General features: G+C 70.0%; 17 protein-coding genes. 3 read left to right on the forward strand and 14 right to left on the reverse strand.

Translation table 11 applies throughout. From position 1 onward, the window contains the following. Nucleotides 1–215: 215 nt before the first annotated feature. The 7 genes from QN245_RS16385 to QN245_RS16415 all read right to left on the reverse strand — a co-directional run bounded on the left by QN245_RS16385 (nt 216) and on the right by QN245_RS16415 (nt 9,303). The gene (locus QN245_RS16385; protein ID WP_317843679.1) at nt 216–1,022 is read right to left on the reverse strand and encodes a ferritin-like domain-containing protein; all 807 of its coding nucleotides are present in this window, start codon (nt 1,020–1,022) and stop codon (nt 216–218) included. 117 nt (nt 1,023–1,139) lie between these two features. Then, nucleotides 1,140–2,606, reverse strand: coding sequence for an amidophosphoribosyltransferase (gene purF, locus QN245_RS16390; RefSeq protein ID WP_160966153.1), 1,467 nt, complete (start codon nt 2,604–2,606; stop codon nt 1,140–1,142). Nucleotides 2,607–2,634: 28 nt separating this feature from the next. After that, nucleotides 2,635–3,396 carry a CvpA family protein gene (locus tag QN245_RS16395; RefSeq protein WP_160966151.1) on the reverse strand — a complete coding sequence of 254 codons (762 nt, stop codon included), beginning with the start codon at nt 3,394–3,396 and terminating at the stop codon, nt 2,635–2,637. Nucleotides 3,397–3,491: 95 nt separating this feature from the next. Continuing rightward, entirely contained in the window at nt 3,492–4,589 is a 1,098-nt protein-coding gene (locus tag QN245_RS16400; protein ID WP_317843680.1) for an SPOR domain-containing protein, read from the reverse strand. A 69-nt stretch (nt 4,590–4,658) separates the two neighbouring features. Next, a complete protein-coding gene (folC, locus tag QN245_RS16405) occupies nt 4,659–5,918 on the reverse strand; it encodes a bifunctional tetrahydrofolate synthase/dihydrofolate synthase (protein WP_425612879.1) in 1,260 nt (419 codons plus the stop codon). A 418-nt stretch (nt 5,919–6,336) separates the two neighbouring features. After that, nucleotides 6,337–6,981 (reverse strand): histidine phosphatase family protein, encoded by a 645-nt coding sequence (locus QN245_RS16410; RefSeq protein ID WP_160966147.1) that lies wholly within the window; start codon nt 6,979–6,981, stop codon nt 6,337–6,339. 162 nt (nt 6,982–7,143) lie between these two features. Next, nucleotides 7,144–9,303: a S46 family peptidase gene (locus QN245_RS16415; RefSeq protein ID WP_160966145.1), complete on the reverse strand. Its 2,160-nt coding sequence runs from the start codon at nt 9,301–9,303 to the stop codon at nt 7,144–7,146. A gap of 182 nt (nt 9,304–9,485) precedes the next feature. Between QN245_RS16415 and tdh the strand changes: the two genes are divergently transcribed. Further along, nucleotides 9,486–10,517 carry an L-threonine 3-dehydrogenase gene (gene tdh, locus QN245_RS16420; protein WP_160966143.1) on the forward strand — a complete coding sequence of 344 codons (1,032 nt, stop codon included), beginning with the start codon at nt 9,486–9,488 and terminating at the stop codon, nt 10,515–10,517. An 85-nt stretch (nt 10,518–10,602) separates the two neighbouring features. On the opposite strand, the gene QN245_RS16425 is transcribed toward tdh, so the two are convergent. The 6 genes from QN245_RS16425 to QN245_RS16450 are packed head-to-tail and all read right to left on the reverse strand — an operon-like array spanning nt 10,603 to nt 15,738. After that, complete coding sequence (locus tag QN245_RS16425; RefSeq protein WP_160966141.1) at nt 10,603–11,301, reverse strand: TorF family putative porin; 699 nt, start codon at nt 11,299–11,301, stop codon at nt 10,603–10,605. A 57-nt stretch (nt 11,302–11,358) separates the two neighbouring features. After that, a complete protein-coding gene (locus QN245_RS16430) occupies nt 11,359–11,592 on the reverse strand; it encodes a hypothetical protein (protein ID WP_317843681.1) in 234 nt (77 codons plus the stop codon). A 14-nt stretch (nt 11,593–11,606) separates the two neighbouring features. Beyond that, the gene (locus tag QN245_RS16435) at nt 11,607–12,647 is read right to left on the reverse strand and encodes a sulfate/molybdate ABC transporter ATP-binding protein (protein WP_317843682.1); all 1,041 of its coding nucleotides are present in this window, start codon (nt 12,645–12,647) and stop codon (nt 11,607–11,609) included. A 7-nt stretch (nt 12,648–12,654) separates the two neighbouring features. Continuing rightward, nucleotides 12,655–13,611 (reverse strand): sulfate ABC transporter permease subunit CysW, encoded by a 957-nt coding sequence (cysW, locus tag QN245_RS16440; protein WP_160966135.1) that lies wholly within the window; start codon nt 13,609–13,611, stop codon nt 12,655–12,657. Beyond that, nucleotides 13,611–14,711 (reverse strand): ABC transporter permease subunit, encoded by a 1,101-nt coding sequence (locus tag QN245_RS16445; protein WP_237475279.1) that lies wholly within the window; start codon nt 14,709–14,711, stop codon nt 13,611–13,613. The genes cysW and QN245_RS16445 overlap by 1 nt, the downstream gene beginning before the upstream one ends. Nucleotides 14,712–14,715: 4 nt before the next feature. Beyond that, a complete protein-coding gene (locus QN245_RS16450; RefSeq protein ID WP_317843683.1) occupies nt 14,716–15,738 on the reverse strand; it encodes a sulfate ABC transporter substrate-binding protein in 1,023 nt (340 codons plus the stop codon). A 193-nt stretch (nt 15,739–15,931) separates the two neighbouring features. On the opposite strand from QN245_RS16450, the gene kbl reads away from it, so the two are divergent. Both kbl and QN245_RS16460 read left to right on the forward strand, forming a co-directional pair. After that, nucleotides 15,932–17,134 carry a glycine C-acetyltransferase gene (gene kbl, locus QN245_RS16455; RefSeq protein ID WP_317843684.1) on the forward strand — a complete coding sequence of 401 codons (1,203 nt, stop codon included), beginning with the start codon at nt 15,932–15,934 and terminating at the stop codon, nt 17,132–17,134. A 1-nt stretch (nt 17,135) separates the two neighbouring features. Continuing rightward, entirely contained in the window at nt 17,136–17,528 is a 393-nt protein-coding gene (locus tag QN245_RS16460; protein WP_317843685.1) for an HNH endonuclease, read from the forward strand. Here QN245_RS16460 and QN245_RS16465 read toward each other — a convergent pair. Further along, complete coding sequence (locus QN245_RS16465; RefSeq protein WP_317843686.1) at nt 17,479–18,267, reverse strand: pseudouridine synthase; 789 nt, start codon at nt 18,265–18,267, stop codon at nt 17,479–17,481. The genes QN245_RS16460 and QN245_RS16465 overlap by 50 nt on opposite strands. Nucleotides 18,268–18,317 lie beyond the last annotated feature (50 nt).

Consider the following 18,317-nt stretch of genomic DNA (forward strand, 5'->3'; position numbering starts at 1 on the left):
GTAGGGACGAACGTCGCCCCGCGCGCGGCCGGAACGGGGGAGGCCGCGCGGGGGAGTTCGATTAGCCGCTCAGCCACCGTTCAGCGCAAGCAACAAATGCGGTCCAGGCATCAGTCGGAGATAGACATCACGAAATCCACGCGACGCCACCGGAATGCCGTCCACGTCGGCGCCTCGCTGCAGCACACGCCACGCCCTGTCGGGCGGCGGCGCCTTCAGCCGGCCTGCTGCTGCAGGGCCAGCAATTCGTCCTCGTCGAACCCGGCCAGCAGGCGCGCCTGCAGGTTGAACGGACCATGCAGGTAGCCGCCGGCGTATTCGCGCAGCAGCGCGGCGAAGCGGGCGCGCGGCTCGATCCCGGCCTGTGCGCAATACCAGCGGTACCAGCGCGAGCCGGCGGCCACGTGCGCCACTTCCTCGCGCAGGATGATCTCCAGGATGTCGGCGGTGGCGTCGTCGTCGAGCGCGCGCAGCTTGGCGATCATGCCCGGGGTCACGTCCAGGCCGCGCGCCTCCAGCACCCGCGGCACCAGCGCCATCCGCGCCAGGCCGTCGTGGGCGGTCTTCTCGCACATCTCCCACAGGCCGTTGTGCGCGGCGAAATCGCCGTAGGCGTTGCCCAGCGCGCGCAGGCGGTCGCGCAGCAGCACGAAATGGCGCGACTCGTCGTCCGCCACCGCCACCCAGTCGGCATAGAACGCCGGCGGCAGGCCGCGGAAGCGGTAGACCGCGTCCCAGGCCAGATCGATGGCGTTGAGTTCGATATGGGCGATGGCATGGATGAAGGCGGCGCGGCCTTCGGCGCTGCCGAGGCCGCGGCGCGGCAGCTCGCGCGGATGCACCAACAGCGGTCGCGGTGGCCGCCCGGGCATGCGGATCGGCTCGGGCGCCGGCGCCTCGGTCGGCATCGCCAAGTCGCCATGACGCCAGGCCGCGGCATGGCGCTGGGTCAGCGCGACCTTCTCGTCGGGGTCGGCCGCGTCCAGGCAGGCGCGCGCGGCCTGGTACAGGTCGCCGTTCACGGCGCCGCCGGCAGTTGCGCGGCCGCGGTCACCAGCGGCGCGCGACAGCCGCCGCACAGCACGGCCAGGCCCGCCAGCGCGCGCATGCGCCGCGCCCGGGCGCGGCCGCCGCGGGACTCAGGCACGGCGCTTGCGCTTGGCCTCGTCCGAGCGCAACTGCATGATCCGCTCGAAATAGCCGGGCTCGATGCCGGTGGTGTACTGGCCATTGAAGCACGAGGAGTCGAACGCCTTCAGTTCCGGATTGCCCTCGCGCACCGCGGTCTCCAGGTCTTCCAGGTCCTGGTAGATCAGCCAGTCGCAGCCGAGGAATTCCTGGATCTCCTGCTCGCTGCGGCCATGCGCCACCAGTTCGTCGGCGGCCGGCATGTCGATGCCGTAGATGTTGGGATAGCGCACCGGCGGCGCCGCGCTGGCCAGGTACACCTTGCGCGCGCCGGCGTCGCGCGCCATCTGCACGATCTGCCGGCTGGTGGTGCCGCGCACGATCGAATCGTCGACCAGCAGCACCACCCGGTTGCGGAATTCCAGGTGGATCGGGTTGAGCTTGCGGCGCACCGACTTCACCCGCTCGCCCTGCCCCGGCATGATGAAGGTGCGGCCGATGTAGCGGTTCTTGACGAAGCCCTCGCGGTACTTCACCCCGAGCACGTTGGACATCTCCAAGGCGGCGTCGCGCGAGGTGTCCGGGATCGGGATGATGGTGTCGATGTCGTGGTCCGGGCGCAGGCGCAGGATCTTCTCGCCCAGCTTCATGCCCATGCGCATGCGCGCCTTGTGCACCGAGACGTTGTCGATCATCGAGTCCGGGCGCGCGAAGTACACGTACTCGAAGATGCACGGGGTGTGGTCGGTCGGCGAGGCGCAGACCTCGGAGAACAGCTCGCCGCGGCCGGTGATGACCAGCGCTTCGCCGGGGCGCACGTCGCGCACGCGGGTGAAGCCGAGGATGTCCAGCGCCGAGGACTCGGAGGCGACGATGTACTCGTCGCCCTCCACGCTCTCGCGCTTGCCCAGCACCAGCGGGCGGATGCCGTGCGGATCGCGGAACGCGACCAGGCCCAGGCCCAGCACCACGCTGACCACCGCGTAGCCGCCCTTGCAGCGGCGGTGCACGCCGGCCACGGCGCGGATCGCCGCTTCCGGGGTCAGCATGCGCTGCGCGTCCAGCTCGTAGGCGAACACGTTCAGCAGCACTTCGCTGTCCGAATCGGTGTTGATGTTGCGGCGGTCGGCCTCGAACACCTGCTGGCGCAAGGATTCGGTATTGACCAGATTGCCGTTGTGGGCCAGTGCGATGCCGTACGGCGAATTCACGTAGAACGGCTGCGCCTCGTCCATGCCTTCCGAGCCGGCGGTCGGATAACGGCAGTGGGCGATGCCGACGCGGCCTTCCAGCACCGCCATGCGCTTCTCGTCGAAGACGTCGCGGACCAGGCCGTTGGCCTTCTGCACGCGCAGGCGGGTGCCGTCGGCGGTGGCGATGCCCGCCGCGTCCTGACCGCGATGCTGCAGCACGGCCAGGCCGTCATAGAGTTGCCCGGCCACGTTCTGGGTGCCGACGATTCCGACGATGCCACACATGTCAACGCTCTCCGCGGCGGGGACGCCGCTATTGGGAAGGTGGCCGTGCCTGGCCGTTGGGTTCGACCCGTGCCGGGTCGGATTGCGCCGGACGCGCCTGCGCCGGATCGATGTTCGCGGGCATCAGTTGCGACGGATCGCTCCCGGGCTGCGCGGACCGCACCCCGGGACGTCCCAGGGCCTTGGACATCATTTCCTGCAGCCCACTGGCCTGCAGGGCGTTGCCCAGCGCGGCATTATCGCCTGCCGCGGGCAAGTTGCCCAAATCCATCTGCGACACGTTCAGTTGCGGCATCTGCGACAGGTTCAACTGCGGCATCTGCGGCATGCGCCAGTCCGGCATCTGCGCGCGCATCCAGCCCACGCCGGGGCTGAGCACCGGCAGCACCATCGAATGGCGCCAGTCCGGCTCGCGGGTCAGCGGCGTGAAGCTCATCAGGAACGCCAGCACCGCGGCGAAGAAGCCGCCGCGCGCCGCGCCCAGGCCGAAGCCGAGCGCGCGGTCGGTGCCCGACAGCGCGGTCGAGCGCACTGCGGTGCGGATCACCATGCCGGTGATGCCGACCACCGCCATCACCGTCACGAAGGTCAGCGCGTAGCCGCCCAGGTAGTAGCTCATGCTCGGCCGTGAGCCGTTGGCCAACCACTGCCCGGCGTTGCCGCCGAACTGGAACGTGGCCCAGCCGGCCAGGAACCAGGACAGCGTGCCGACCACGATGCCGACGAACCCACGCAGGGCCCCGAGCAGGGCCGAGACCAGGATCACCGTCAACAGCACCATGTCGATCATGCGCGCCTCCCGCGGCCGAGCCGCTGCATCGCGCCGATCGCGCGTCGCGCCAGCCTTCCCTGGACCATCGTGCTACTCCATGGGCCGGGGCCCGATCAAGGATGTGGACGTACCATACCGCTGATACCGACCTTGGCCGCCACCTGGGCGCGCAACTGCTCTGCATCGGCGCGGTTGGCGACCGGCCCGACCCGCACCCGGTTCAGCGCGCCCTTGTCGGTGCGCACCTGTTCGACGAAGGCGCTGAAGCCGGCCGCGCGCACCTTGTCGCGCAGGGCATTGGCGTCCTCGGCCTTGCCGAACGCGCCCAGCTGCACGGCGAAGCCGGTACCGGAAGCGGCAGGCGCAGCCGGCACGCTCGGCGCTGGCTTGGCGGCCGCCGTGGTGGCCGGCGTGGCCGCAGGCTTGCTGGGTTCGGGCTTGGTCACGGCCGGCTTGGCCGGTTCCGGCTTGGGCGCCGGCGGCGTCGCCGGCTTGGCGGTGGCGACCGGCTTGGCCGGCTCCGGCGGCAGCGCCTCGGTCTTGGCCGGGGCGGCGGGCGCGGCGGCGGCGACATGGCTGCCGGCGGCCGGCGTGGCGCTGGTCGGGGTCGCGTTGCTCGGCGCCGCGTCCAGGGTCACCACCTGCGCGTTGACGTCGTTGCGGACCTTGACCGCCTGCAGACGCACGGATTCGGCCTGGGCGCGATCGGCATACGGCCCGATCCGCACGCGCCAGGCCTGGCGCCCGCCGATCGTGGCCTGCTCGCGGAAGCCCGGCAGCTGCGCCTGCTTGAGCCGTGCGATCACCGCATCGGCGTCGGCGGCGGTGGCATAGGCGCCGAAGTTCACCGCGTAGTTGCCGGCGGCCACGCTCGGCGGCAACGGCTGCGCGGCGCTGCCGGCGGCCGGATCGGCCAGGTCGGCGGCATCGGGGTTGTTCTGGACCGGCGCCGGCGCGGCGGCGGCCGCGGGCGTGGCACCCGGGGACTTGGCCATGCCCACCGCCCCACCGCTGGGTGCATCGCCCGGGGTCACCAGCGGCAACTCGCGGGTCTGGAACTGGCCGTCGGCCGGCGCCTCGGGCGCCTTCAACGGCACATTGGCCACGCCGCTGTCGGGCGCAGGCCCCTTCACCAGCATCGGCAGGAAGATCACGGCGAGCGCTACCAGGACGAGGGCGCCAATCAATCGCTGTTTCAGGACGGTATCCACGGAAGGGGTGAGGGGGCGGCGTGGCGGAGTGCCGTGTCGATTATAAGGTCGGCCCGCGCGAGGGCGGGATCAGCCGGCTGAATGCAGCCAGTGCAGGGCCTCGGCGGCGGTATGGAACGAGCCGAACACCAGCACGCGGTCGCCCGGCCGCGCCTGTGCCAGCACCGATTGCAGCGCCTGCGCCACGCTCTCGGCAACGCTGGCTTCGGCGGCGGCCGTACCCGCCAGCCGCGCGCGCAACTGCGCACTGCTCTGGCCGCGGCTGCCGCTCAAACCGGCCAGGTGCCAGGCATCGACCTGCGCGGCCAGCGCCTCCACCACGCCGGCGGCGTCCTTGTCGGCCAGCGCCGCGAACACCGCGCAGGTGCGGCCGGCGACCGGCTGCGCCTGCAGCGCGGCGGCCAGCTCGCGCGCCGCCTGCGGGTTGTGGCCCACATCGACCAGCACCTCCACGCCATCGCGCACGCACGGCTGCAGCCGTCCGCGCAGACGGGCGGCGGCGATGCCCTCGGCATAGGCGTTGCGCGGCAGCGACCGGCGCAACGCGCGCAGGGCGGCAATGGCGGTGGCGGCGTTGGCGCGCTGCACCGGCGCGCGCAACTGCGGCAACGGCAACTGCAGTTCGGTGCCGACGTCGCGCCAGCGCCAGCGTTCGGCGTCGATCTGCTCGTGGAAGAAGTCGCTGCCGGCGCGGATCGCGTTGGCGCCGATCGCGTAGGCGCGGCGCAGCACGCTGGAGGGCGGATCGATCTCGCCCAGCACTAGAGGCTTCCACGGCCGCGCGATGCCGGCCTTCTCCGCGCCGATCGCTTCGCGGTCGCTGCCGAGCCAGTCGGTGTGGTCGATGTCCACGGTGGTGATGACCGCCACGTCGGCATCGACCAGGTTCACCGCATCGAGCCGGCCGCCGAGGCCGACCTCCAGCACCGCCAACCCCAGCTTGGCCTGCTGGAACAGCCACAGCGCCGCCAGCGTGCCGTACTCGAAGTAGGTCAGCGCGGTCTCGCCGCGCGCGGCCTCCACTGCCGCAAAGGCAGTCATCAGGTCGGCATCGCTGGCCTCTTCGCCCTCGATGCGCACGCGCTCGTTGTAGCGCAGCAGGTGCGGCGAGGTGTAGCTGCCCACGCGCCAGCCGGCGGCACGCGCGATCGCCTCGATGAAGGCGACGGTCGAACCCTTGCCGTTGGTGCCGCCGACGGTGATGACGTGCTTGGCCGGCCGGGTCAGGCGCATGCGCGCGGCGACCGCGCGCACCCGCTCCAGGCCCATGGCGATGTCCTGGGGATGTTGGCGCTCGATGTAGGCGAGCCATTCGGAGAGGGTGTTCATGGAGGCGATTGAACTCGACTGATGCGGCGACAGCACGCGTACCGAAGCCGCACTGCACTTTGCTGTTGTTAGGCGTCGGCGGTTGCTTGGCTTTGGCTTGGCTTTGGCTTTTGCGGTTGATGTTGCTTTAGCTGTTCCGGATCCCGTGAGGCACGGCAAGCAGGCCGGACGAAAACCCCGCAGGGGCGGCGCGCAGGACGCGCGCCGTTTTTCGACGGCACATGGATGTGCCGCCGAAAAATGTCCGGCCTGCTTGCGCACCCGGAGCGCGCAGCGCGGAGGGCATGCCGCCCGGGTGTGCTTTCTTTTGGTTACTTTTCTTTGCACAAGCAAAGAAAAGTGACTCGCGCGCCAAGCGCGAAAGCATTTGATCTTGCCTTTGCATCAACTCAGCAGACCGTCGCAACGACCGGAAAACCTACAACGCCCGATGCTTCGCCTCGCCGAAGAACGGCGTGTGATGCGCGCAATCGTTCAGCCGCACCACTTCCAGATGCTCCACGTCCGGCCCTTCCAGCAGGTTCAGCGTGGTCGGCGCCTGGCGGAAGCTCCACAGCCGCGCGATCGGCAGGCCCAGCACCCGGCACAGGATCACCCGGTTGACCGCATCGTGGGCGACCACCAGCAGCGTGTCGTATTCGCCCAGGCCCTCGGCGGCGCGGGCCAGGCCGCGCCAGGAGCGCTCCAGCACCTGCCGCAGCGACTCGCCGCCCGGCATCAGCACCGTATCCGGCTCCTCGCGCCAGGCGCGCAGGCGCGCAGGATCCTTCTCGTTGATTTCGCTGGCCAGCAGACCTTCCCACTCGCCATGGGCGATCTCCTGCAGGTCCGGATCGGTCTGCAGCAGCGCCTCGCGCTCGGCGCCCAGGGCGAAGCGCGCGGTGCGTTGCGCGCGTGCCAGCGGCGAGGCCACGGCGCGGGTCAGCGGCACCTCGCGCAGGCGTGCGCCCAGCGCCTGCGCCTGGGCGTCGCCGACCGGCGACAGCGGGATGTCGATCTGGCCCTGGTAGCGGCCTTCGGCGTTCCACGGGGTTTCGCCATGGCGGGCGAGCAGAATGCGCATGCGCTGGATTCCTTGGGGGAAGGGCCCGTCTCGCAAACGAAAACGGAGCGGCATGATACCCGCTCCGTCGCCGGAAACCCTGCGCCGCATCCCGCGCGCCGCCGCAGCGCGCCGGGGCGGACACGCGGACGGCGGCCATGGCCGCCGTCCGTCGGGCCTGGCTCACTTGGCCAGGTTCAACTCCTTCAACAGCCGCGGCGCCGGCATCACTTCCTGCATGATCCAGTGCAGATAACGCGTGTCGACCGCGATCATCCGGGTCATCGCCGGGTCGAACACCCAGTTCGAACTCACCGACTCCCAATTGCCGTCGAAGGCCAGGCCGACCAGCTTGCCGTGCGCGTCCATCACCGGCGAGCCGGAGTTGCCGCCGGTGATGTCCAGGTCGGACAGGAAGTTGACCGGCACCGTGCCCAGCCGCTTGTCTTCCAGCCCGCCGTAACGCTTGGCCTTAGCCGCATCCAGCAGCGCCTTGGGCGAATTGAACGGCTCCACGCCGGTGTCCTTGGCGACCACGCCTTCCAGCGTGGTGAACGGGGTGTAGGCCACGCCGTCCTTGGGCACGTAGCCCTTGACGTTGCCGAAGGTGATGCGCAGCGAAGAGTTGGCGTCCGGATACACGGACTCGCCCTGGCTCTTCTTGTAGTCGGCCACGGCCTGCAGGTAGCGCGGACGCGCCAGCAGTTCCTCGCCCTCGCGGCGCTTCTGGTCCTGCTCGATCTGCAGCAGGGTCGGCATCAGCGCCACCGCATAGCGCAGCGCCGGATCGTCGCTGGCCTCGAACGCGGCGCGGTCGGCATGCAGCCACTTCAGGCGCGCATCGGTGTTGCCCAACTGGGTACCGGCCAGGCGCGCGGCGGCGGCCTGCGCATCGGCGCCGGCCAGCCACTGGTCCAGCGCCGGCAGGCGCTGCGCCTTCGGCAACTTCAGGTACTGGTCGAACCAGTAGCGCTGCAACTGGCTGTCCATGGACGCGACGTAGCGGCGCTCCATCTGCTTCATCGCACCCTCGATCTCGGGCAGGTCGCGCTCCTGGTAGCCCGGCTCGCGTTCGGCGTCCGGCTTGGCGCGCTCGATCGACAGGCGGTACAGCGACACCGCACTGCCGAGCGCGCCGGTACGCTGCATCTGCCGCAGCACCAGGTCGCGATCGCGCGTCGCCTTGGCCTGCTCGCCCAGCGCCAGCAGTTGCGCATGCGCCTGCAGCGCGGCCTTGCCCTCGCCGCCCTGGCGCTTGAGCCAGTCCAGCACCGCGCGTTCCTCGGCGTGCTTCTTGGCCGCCGCATCGATGCGCTTGAAGCCTTCCAACTGGCCTTCGTAGTTCTTGGCGACGTTGTTCCAGCTGGCCATGGTCGCCGCGTACTTCACCTGGATGTCCGGATTCTGCTTGCCGGCCTGCTCGACCAGCGCGATCAGGTCGCGGTACTGGCGCGCCGCGGTCGGATAGCCCCAGTCGGCGGTAGCGTCGAATTCGGAGGCCAGCGCATAGCGGTTGGTGCGGCCCGGGTAACCGGCGACCATGACGAAATCGCCGGCGCCCAGCGGCTGGTCGGCGAACTTCAGGAAGTGCTTGGGCTGGTACGGCACGTTGTCCTTGGCATAGGCGGCCGGCTTGCCGTCCTTGCCGACGTAGGCGCGGTAGAACGAGAAATCGCCGGTGTGGCGCGGCCACATCCAGTTGTCGACGTCGCCGCCGAACTTGCCGATGCCCGACGGCGGCGCGTAGGCCAGGCGCACGTCGCGGATTTCCAGGGTGCGGAACAGACGGTAGGTGTTGCCGCCGGAGAAGCTGTACAGCTCGCAGCGGTAGCCGGCATCGGCTTCGCACGCGGCGACCTGGGTCTTGTCGAAATCCTCCAACGCCTGCGTGCGCTTGAGCGCGTCCTTGCCGGCGGCGGCCATCGCCGCCTTGGCCTGCGCGGTGACGTCGGTGATGCGGTCGAGCACATAGATGCGCGCGTTCGGGCCGGCACTCAGTTCCGCACCCTGGCTGGCGGCGCTGAAGCCGTCGCGGATCAGGTTCTTCTGCGGGGTCGAGTTGAGCTGGATCGCGCCGTAGGCGCAGTGGTGGTTGGTCACGACCAGGCCCTGCGGCGAGACGAAGCTGGCGGTGCAGCCGCCCAGCGAGACCACCGCGCCCATCGGGTCGCCGGTGAGGTCGGACAGTTGCTGCGGCGACAGCTTCAGGCCGGCCTGCTGCAGCGGCCCGGCGATATCCGGCAACTGCTGCGGGACCCACATGCCCTCGCCGGCCTGGGCGGTGGAGACACCGGACAGGGCGGCCACGGCGGCGATGGCGACAGCCAACGAATTCGAACGCATCGAATAGCTTCCTTGATGACAGACGTTAGAGTGTAACGGCTGTCATCAAGCGCCCGGACCGTGACCAATGGCACCCTGGGGCGTGTCGCCCAGTCCCGGGCACGTCCTGACCGCGCCGCAACATGGGCGCGCCGGCCGGGCGCTTATACTGCGCGCCCTCTTCCCATCGAATCTGCACCGACATGGCGCAAACAATGAAGGCGCTGGTCAAGCGCGACGCCGCCAAGGGCATCTGGCTGGAACAGGTGCCGGTGCCGGTCCCCGGCCCCAACGAGGTGCTGATCAAGCTGGAAAAGACCGCGATCTGCGGCACCGACCTGCACATCTACCTGTGGGACGAGTGGAGCCAGCGCACCATCAAGCCCGGCCTGACCATCGGCCACGAGTTCGTCGGCCGCATCGCCCAGCTCGGCTCGGCGGTCACCGGCTACGAGGTCGGCCAGCGCGTCTCGGCCGAAGGCCACATCGTCTGCGGCCACTGCCGCAACTGCCGCGGCGGACGTCCGCACCTGTGCCCGAACACGGTCGGCATCGGCGTCAACGTCAACGGCGCCTTCGCCGAGTACATGGTGATGCCGGCCTCCAACCTGTGGCCGATCCCCGACCAGATCCCCTCCGAACTGGCCGCGTTCTTCGACCCCTACGGCAACGCCGCGCACTGCGCGCTGGAGTTCGACGTGATCGGCGAGGACGTGCTGATCACCGGCGCCGGCCCGATCGGCATCATCGCCGCGGGCATCTGCAAGCACATCGGCGCGCGCAACGTGGTGGTCACCGACGTCAACGACTTCCGCCTGAAGCTGGCCGCGGACATGGGCGCGACCCGCGTGGTCAACGTCGCCAACACCTCGCTCAAGGACGTGATGGCCGACCTGCACATGGAAGGCTTCGACGTGGGCCTGGAGATGAGCGGCAATCCGCGCGCCTTCAACGACATGCTCGACTGCATGTACCACGGCGGCAAGATCGCCATGCTCGGCATCATGCCGCGCGGCGCCGGCGCCGACTGGGACAAGATCATCTTCAAGGGCCTGACCGTGCAGGGCATCTACGGCCGCAAGATGTACGAGACCTGGTACAAGATGACCCAGCTGGTGCTGTCCGGCTTCCCGCTGGGCAAGGTGCTGACCCACCAGCTGACCATCGACGAATTCCAGAAGGGCTTCGACCTGATGGAAGAAGGCAAGGCCGGCAAGGTCGTGCTGAGCTGGTAAGGCGCGCGCCGCGGCAACGCGGCGATACCGGAAAAACACGAAGGGCGCCTTGCGGCGCCCTTCGTCGTTTCACGAGACGATGCGATCAGAACGCGATCGTGCCCGAGACCACCACACGGTGACCGGCCAGGCGCTCGGTGAAGTTCTCCGGGCCCTTGTTGTCGGTGTCGTAGTAACCCACGCTCAGCGCCAGCGGGCCGACCATCTTGCCCACGCTGACGTTGTAGTCGGTGTAGTCCTGGTACGCGGTCAGCGCGCTTTCGTAGGTGGTGCGGCCGACGTGCGCGCCGACGCTGAAGCCCTGCGGCAGCGCCCAGTTCCCGTCCAGCGCGTAGTAGAAGCTGTCGCGGTCGAGGTTGTACACGTTGTCGGTGTACGCCACGGTCAGGGTGTAGGTCTTGAGGAACTTGGTCTTGGTGATCAGTTCGTTGTAGTTCGACTTGCCGGCGCCCGGGTAGCCGTAACGGTTGACCATCACGTCGAAGTTCCAGTCCGGCGAGAAATCGACGTTGTAGCCGACGAAGCCGTCCACTTCCCAGTCCGGATCGCCCGCGCCGAAGTCGACGTTGGAGCCCCAGGTGCCCACGTACAGGCCGAACGGCGAGGTGTAGGTGAGGCCGGCCTGGAACGCCGGGCCCTTGTCGGTCTGGGAGACGCCGCGGAACACGTAGTCGCTGACCACGCCGTAGGAGCCGGTGATCGGCGAAGCCGGTTCGTCCTGGGCCAGGACGGTGAACGGCGAAGCGGCCAGTGCGACGGCCAGGGCGAGAGTGGTCTTGTTCACCGGTCATTCTCCTGTGGGTTGACGAGGGTGGGTTGCAGCAGCGGGACGCATGCGCTTTCACGCTTTTTTAACTGCTTTGATCTTGCAGTGCAACAACTTTTCGCCCAGCGCATGCCATGGCCTGACACAGGCCTGTACTTTTGCGTCACGTGCGGACACGGCCGGCGCGCCGGGGTTGGCCTCGGACTCGACAGGCATGGACCCGGCCAGCGACCTGGCGGTCACGTCGAGGCCGACCGGGCCAGCCGCTGACGGCACCGGCGCGCAGCCGCGCCAGTAGGCGATTGGCATGGCGCGATGGCGCCTCAGTCGGGTCGGGCGAACAGCCCGAAGCGGCGCGCGCGCAGGTGCAGCGGCTGGCCGGGCGCGTAGTCCGGCACCCCCTCGCCCGCCGGCAGCTCCACCTCCACCTCGTCGTGGCCGTGCGCCAGCTGGGCGCGCAGGCGCAGGCGCGGGCCGCTGCGCTGGATCGACAGCACCGTCGCCGCCCAGCCCTCGCTGCCGGGCGCCAGGTCTTCCGGCCGGACATACAGTTCGACCGGGCCGCTGGACAGCGGCGTCGACGGCACCGGCAAGGCCAGCCCGCCGACCTGCACCGCACCGTCGTGCAGACGTGCCGGCAGCCGGTTCACCGCGCCCACGAAGGCGTACACGAACGGCGAGGCCGGCTGCTCGTAGACCTGCGCGGGACTGCCGATCTGCTCGATCCGGCCGCGGTTGAGGATCGCCACGCGGTCGGCCAGTTCCAGCGCCTCCTCCTGATCGTGGGTGACGAACACCGTGGTCAGGCCGGTGCGTTCGTGCAGTTCGCGCAGCCAGCGCCGCAGGTCGCGGCGGACCTGCGCGTCGAGCGCGCCGAACGGTTCGTCGAGCAGCAACACGCGCGGCTCGATCGCCAGCGCGCGGGCCAGCGCCACGCGTTGGCGCTGGCCGCCGGACAGTTGCGCCGGGTAGCGCCGCTCCAGGTCGTGCAACTGCACCAGCGCCAGCAACTCCTGCACCCGCGCACGGATGCGCGACTCGCTCCAGCGCGCCTCGCGGCGCACGCGCAGGCCGAAGGCGATGTTCTCGTACACGCTCATGTGCTTGAACAAGGCGTAGTGCTGGAACACGAAGCCGACCCGGCGCGCCTGCACCGACAGCGCGGTGGCGTCCTCGCCGTGGATCAGCACGCGGCCGCGATCGGCGTGTTCCAGCCCGGCGATCACCCGCAGCAACGTGGTCTTGCCGGAGCCGGACGGCCCCAGCAGCGCCAGCAGTTCGCCCTGGCGGATGTCCAGGCTGACGTCGTCGAGCGCGGCGAAATCGCCGAAGCGCTTGCCCAGGTGCTGTAGGCGGATGGTCATCGCAACCTCAATGTCGGTGAGTGGCGGCCAGCGCCGCGCCGTGGCGCCAGTGCAGCCAGGACTTCACGGCGAGCGTCAGCAGCGCGGTCAGCGCCAGCAGGCTGGCGCAGGCGAAGGCGGCGCTGTAGGCGTATTCGTTGTAGAGGATCTCCACATGCAGCGGCAGCGTATTGGTGCGCCCGCGGATGTGCCCGGACACCACCGACACCGCGCCGAACTCGCCCATCGCCCGCGCACTGCATAGCAGCACGCCGTACAGCAGGCCCCAGCGGATGTTCGGCAAGGTCACCCGGCGAAAGGTCTGCCAACCGCTGGCGCCCAGGCTCAGCGCCGCCAGTTCCTCGTCGTCGCCCTGCTGCTCCATCAGCGGCATCAGTTCGCGCGCGATGAAGGGGAAGGTGACGAAGGTGGTCGCCAGCACGATGCCCGGCAGCGCGAACACGATCCGCGGCAAGCGCAGCACCACCTCGCCCAGCAGCGGCAGGGACAGCCGCACGCCCTCGTCGATCAGCGGCCAGGCCCAGCCGTTGCGGCCGAAGATCAGGATGAACAGCAACCCGGCGACCACCGGCGACACCGAGAACGGCAGATCGATCAGGCTCACCAGCAGGCGCTTGCCGGGGAAGCGGTGCTTGCTGACCGCCCAGGCCGCGGCCACGCCGAACACCAGGTTCAACGGCACCACGATCGCTGCGACCAGCAGGGTCAGGCGGATCGCCGCCAGCGCGTCCGGATCGGAGATCGCACGCCAGAACACGTCGGCGCCACCGCGCAGCGCCTCGGTGAACACCAGCAGCAAGGGCAGCAGCAGAAACGCCAGCAGGAAGACGAGCGCGCCGCCGATCAGCAGCCGCTGCACCCAGCGCGGCTCGTCGACCACCGAGGCCTGCGCGTGCGCGGCGACGGCGGCAGCGCCGGCCTGCCCCGGGACGTGCGCGGCCAGCGCGGACACGACCGACGCCATCACGCCACCGCCCTGCCGCGCCGCGCGAACCAGGCCTGTGCCGCATTGACCAGCAGCAACGACAGCAGCGACAACAGCAGCATCGCCGCGGCGATCGCGCTGGCGCCACCGTAGTCGAATTCTTCCAGGCGGATGGTGATCAGCAACGGCGCGATCTCGGTGGCGTTGGGCAGGTTGCCGGCGATGAAGATCACCGAACCGTACTCGCCGACGCCGCGCGCGAAGGCCAACGCGAATCCGGTCAGCACCGCCGGCCACAGCGTCGGCAGCAGCACCCGGCGCACCGTCTGCCAGCGCCCGGCACCGAGCGTCGCGGCCGCCTCCTCCAACTCGCGCTCGGCCTCGGCCAGCACCGGCTGCACGATCCGCACCACGAACGGCAGCCCCACGAACACCAGCGCCACCACGATGCCCAGCGGCGTGTAGGCGACCTTGACCCCGCCGGCGCCGCTGCTCTGCATCAGCCCGGCATAGCCGATCAGCAGGCCGCCGACGCCCAACGCGGCCAGGCCGAGCACGGCGACCGTGCCAAGCAGGCGCTGCAGCGCACGCAATGGGGCTGGCAGCAGCGACTGGCTGCGCCGCAACAACGCGTAGCCGGTGGCCGACAGCGCCAGCAGCAACGCCAGCCGCGGCCACCACCAGGCCAGTGCCGGCAGGCTGGCCGCCAGCGCCTGCGCGGGCTGCTCCAGCCAGCGTCCGATCCAGCCGTTGCTGCCGTACAGCGCAGTCAGGGCGATGCCGGCCACCGCGGTCGGCAGGGCGAACGGCAGGTCGATCATCGCGTCGAACAGGCGCTTGCCGGGAAAGCGATAGCGCACGAACACCCAGGCCACCCAGGTGCCCATCACCGCATTGAACGCCGCCGCGGCCAGCGCAGTGCCGAAGCTCAAGCGCAACGCCGCCAGCACCCGCGGCTCGCTCCACACCCGCCACACGCCGTCCCAGCCCAGCCCGCTGGTCTTGAGCAGCACCGCGAGCAAGGGGATCAGCACCACCAGTCCCAGCCAGGTCAGGGTGATGCCCAGGCTCAACCCCAGGCCCGGCATCACCCGGCGCTGGCGCGGTGCACGGGCAACGGCGGCGGCGGTCACGGCCATCGCGTCACTTGCTCGCCTGGATCTGGTCGAACAGGCCGCCGTCGTCGAAGTGCGTGGCCTGCGCCTTGGCCCAGGACCCGAATGCCTGCTCGATGGTGACCAGGCGCACCTTCGGCAGCCGCGCCAGATCGGCGCGGTCGGCGTACTCGGGATGGCGCGGCCGGTAATAGTGCTTGGCCGCGATCTTCTGTCCTTCCGGCGAGTACAGGTACTTCAGGTATTCCTCGGCGACCGCGCGGGTGCCGTGCTTGTCCACGTTCCTGTCGACCAGCGCCACCGACGGCTCGGCCAGGATCGACAGCTTCGGCACCACGATCTCGAACTTGTCCTGGCCCAGTTCCTGCTGCGCCAGGAACGCCTCGTTCTCCCAGGCCAGCAGCACGTCGCCGATGCCGCGCTGGACGAAGGTGGTGGTGGCGCCGCGCGCGCCGGTGTCCAGCACCGGCACATTGCGGAACAGCGCGCGCATGTAGGTGAGGATGCGCTCGCGATCGCCCTTGAAGATGTGGTCGGCGTAGGCCCAGGCGGCCAGGTAGTTCCAGCGCGCGCCGCCGGAGGTCTTGGGATTGGGCGTGATCACCGACACGCCGTTGCGCAGCAGATCGGGCCAGTCCTTGATCCCCTTCGGATTGCCCTTGCGCACCAGGAACACGATGGTCGAGGTGTACGGCGCGCTGTTGTCCGGCAGGCGCGTGGCCCAGTTCGCATCGATCAGCTTGCTCTTGGCGGCGATCGCATCGACGTCGTAGGCCAATGCCAGCGTCACCACATCCGCCTCGACCCCGTCGATCACCGCGCGCGCCTGCTTGCCGGAGCCGCCATGGGAGGTCTCCACCGCGACCTGCTCGCCGGGATGCAGCTGCGCCCAATGCTTGGCGAAGGCGGCGTTGTAGTCCCGGTACAGCTCGCGGGTGGGATCGTAGGACACGTTGAGCAATTGCGTCTCGGCAGCGGCCGCGGCCCCGGCGAACACGCACAGCGCGAGCGCGAGCAGCGGGCGCCAGCGGCGCGGCGGAAGGCTGGACATGGACGGTTCTCCGAAAACACACAGGCCGATGCCGCGGCCGATGCCCGCCGCGGACCATGACGCATGCTGCGCAGCGGCAGGCGGCGGGTGAAATGACTTCCCGGCAGCGGCTCATGCCATTTGCGCATGACGGCCCCGGCCTTCGCGGGCGCCGCGGTAAAATCGCCATCTCTTTCCGCCGCGCGTGCCCGTCATGACCGACTCCCGCCTCACCCAGCACTACGCCGAGGAACTGGACGCGATCCGCGCCCAGGGCCTGTTCAAGTCCGAGCGCATCATCGTCGGCCCACAGGCGGCGGAAATCGTCCTCGCCGACGGCCGCCGCGTGCTCAACTTCTGCGCCAACAACTACCTGGGCCTGGCCGATCATCCGGCGCTGATCCAGGCCGCCAAGGACGCGCTGGACACGCACGGCTTCGGCATGGCCTCGGTGCGCTTCATCTGCGGCACCCAGGACCTGCACAAGCAGCTGGAAGCGCAGATCGCCGCGTTCTTCGGCACCGAGGACACCATCCTCTACGCCGCCTGCTTCGACGCCAACGGCGGCCTGTTCGAACCGCTGCTGGGCGAGCACGACGCGATCATCTCCGATGCGCTCAACCACGCCTCGATCATCGACGGCGTGCGCCTGTGCAAGGCCAAGCGCTTCCGCTACGCCAACTGCGACATGGCCGACCTGGAAGCGCAGCTGCAGGCGGCCGACGCCGCCGGCTGCAAGACCAAGCTGATCACCAGCGACGGCGTGTTCTCGATGGACGGCTTCATCGCCCCGCTGGACGAGATCACCGCGCTGGCGAAGAAATACAACGCGCTGGTGCACATCGACGAATGCCATGCCACCGGCTTCCTCGGCGCCAGCGGCCGCGGCTCGGCCGAGGTCAAGGGCGTGCTGGACAAGATCGACATCGTCACCGGCACCCTGGGCAAGGCCATGGGCGGCGCGCTGGGCGGCTTCACCACCGGCCGCCGCGAGGTGATCGAACTGCTGCGCCAGCGCTCGCGGCCCTACCTGTTCTCCAACTCGCTGCCGCCGCACGTGGTCGCCGCCGGGATCAAGGCCTTCGCAATGCTCGACGCCGCCGACGACCTGCGCGCGCGCCTGGTCGAGAACACCGCCTACTTCCGCGAGCGCATGGCCGCCGCCGGGTTCGACATCAAGCCCGGCACCCATCCGATCTGCCCGGTGATGCTGTACGACGCGCCGCTGGCGCAGCGCTTCGCCGAACGGCTGCTGGAGGAAGGCATCTACGCGATCGGCTTCTTCTTCCCGGTGGTGCCCAAGGGGCAGGCGCGGATCCGCACCCAGATCAGCGCCGCGCACACCCGCGACCACCTGGACCGGGCGATCGACGCGTTCACCCGCATCGGCCGCGAGCTGGGCGTCATCACCGCCTGAGATGCGCGCTGCGCTGCGCCAACGGCTGTTGCTGGCGGCGCAGACCGACGCGCAGGCGCAGCCTGCAGCCGGCGGTTGGCATAGCCGCTGCCTGCATTGCCGGCGACGCCTTGACTTGCACGGCGACGGCGAGCCGCTGGGCCATTGTTCGCTCGAACATGTGGTGCCGCAGGCCTGGTTCGGGCGCCGCGCTGCGGCAGCGTTGTGCGCCCAGGTGGGCGACGATGCCAACGATGCACGCAACCTGGCGCTGGCCTGTGCCGGCTGCAATCACGCCAAGGGTCGCCATCACGATGCGCGCGGGCCGCAGGATGCGCGCGCCCGCGACGTCGTCGCCACGTTGCTCAGCGCGCGGTTGGCACGCTGGCGTCCGCCGCCGGCGCCAACGCCGTGACTTCGGCGGCGCTGAGTTCGCGCCAGGCACCCTTGCCCAACTCGCCCAGCGCCAGCTCGCCGATCGCCACCCGCACCAACCGCAGCACGTCCAGGCCGAGCGCGGCGAGCAGCCGCCGGATCTGCCGGTTGCGGCCCTCGTCCAGCACCACTTCCAGCCAGGCATGGCGCTCGCCCTGGCGCAGCAGGCGCACCTGCTTGGCGCGGAGCGGTTCGCCATCGTCGACCACGCCGGCACACATCCGTGCCAGCAGCGCCGCGTCGGGCACCGCGTCCACCTGCACGTGATAGGTCTTGTCCGGGCCGCTGCCCGGATCGGTCACCCGCGCCGCCCATTGCGGGTCGTTGCTGAACAACAGCAGGCCCTCGCTGGCCTTGTCCAGGCGCCCGACCGGTGCCAGCCACGGCAGGCCGGCACCGTCGAAACAGCGATAAACGGTGTCGCGGCCGCGTTCGTCCTGCGCACTGGTGACCAACCCGCGCGGCTTGTTGAGCATCAGGTACAGACGCGCGGTGTCGGCCAGCGGCGCGCCGTCCACGGCCAGCCGGTGGCGGCCCTGCAGGATCGGGAATTCGGGATCGGTGACGATGCGCCCGTCGACGGCGACGCGGCCGGCGGCGATCCAGCGCGCGGCCTCGGTGCGCGAGCACAAGCCAAGCTTGGACAGGGTGCGGGCCAGGCCGTGACGCGGCGTGGCTGGCGCGGCGCCGCGCGCGGAAGGGCGCGGACGCGCGGGCACCGCCGGGGACGACGCCGGACGACGGGAACGCGGCGGCTTGGCCCCTCGCA

This window comes from Xanthomonas rydalmerensis (assembly GCF_033170385.1).
GTDB lineage: Bacteria > Pseudomonadota > Gammaproteobacteria > Xanthomonadales > Xanthomonadaceae > Xanthomonas_A > Xanthomonas_A rydalmerensis.

Bases quoted from the DNA above. Each gene is read 5' to 3' on its own strand.
- purF (WP_160966153.1), bottom strand. From the start codon at position 2,606: ATGTGTGGCATCGTCGGAATCGTCGGCACCCAGAACGTGGCCGGGCAA.
- QN245_RS16395 (WP_160966151.1), bottom strand. From the start codon at position 3,396: ATGATCGACATGGTGCTGTTGACGGTGATCCTGGTCTCGGCCCTGCTC.
- folC (WP_425612879.1), bottom strand. From the start codon at position 5,918: ATGAACACCCTCTCCGAATGGCTCGCCTACATCGAGCGCCAACATCCC.
- QN245_RS16410 (WP_160966147.1), bottom strand. From the start codon at position 6,981: ATGCGCATTCTGCTCGCCCGCCATGGCGAAACCCCGTGGAACGCCGAA.
- QN245_RS16415 (WP_160966145.1), bottom strand. From the start codon at position 9,303: ATGCGTTCGAATTCGTTGGCTGTCGCCATCGCCGCCGTGGCCGCCCTG.
- tdh (WP_160966143.1), top strand. From the start codon at position 9,486: ATGGCGCAAACAATGAAGGCGCTGGTCAAGCGCGACGCCGCCAAGGGC.
- QN245_RS16430 (WP_317843681.1), bottom strand. From the start codon at position 11,592: ATGCCAATCGCCTACTGGCGCGGCTGCGCGCCGGTGCCGTCAGCGGCT.
- QN245_RS16435 (WP_317843682.1), bottom strand. From the start codon at position 12,647: ATGACCATCCGCCTACAGCACCTGGGCAAGCGCTTCGGCGATTTCGCC.
- cysW (WP_160966135.1), bottom strand. From the start codon at position 13,611: ATGGCGTCGGTCGTGTCCGCGCTGGCCGCGCACGTCCCGGGGCAGGCC.
- QN245_RS16445 (WP_237475279.1), bottom strand. From the start codon at position 14,711: ATGGCCGTGACCGCCGCCGCCGTTGCCCGTGCACCGCGCCAGCGCCGG.
- QN245_RS16450 (WP_317843683.1), bottom strand. From the start codon at position 15,738: ATGTCCAGCCTTCCGCCGCGCCGCTGGCGCCCGCTGCTCGCGCTCGCG.
- kbl (WP_317843684.1), top strand. From the start codon at position 15,932: ATGACCGACTCCCGCCTCACCCAGCACTACGCCGAGGAACTGGACGCG.
- QN245_RS16460 (WP_317843685.1), top strand. From the start codon at position 17,136: ATGCGCGCTGCGCTGCGCCAACGGCTGTTGCTGGCGGCGCAGACCGAC.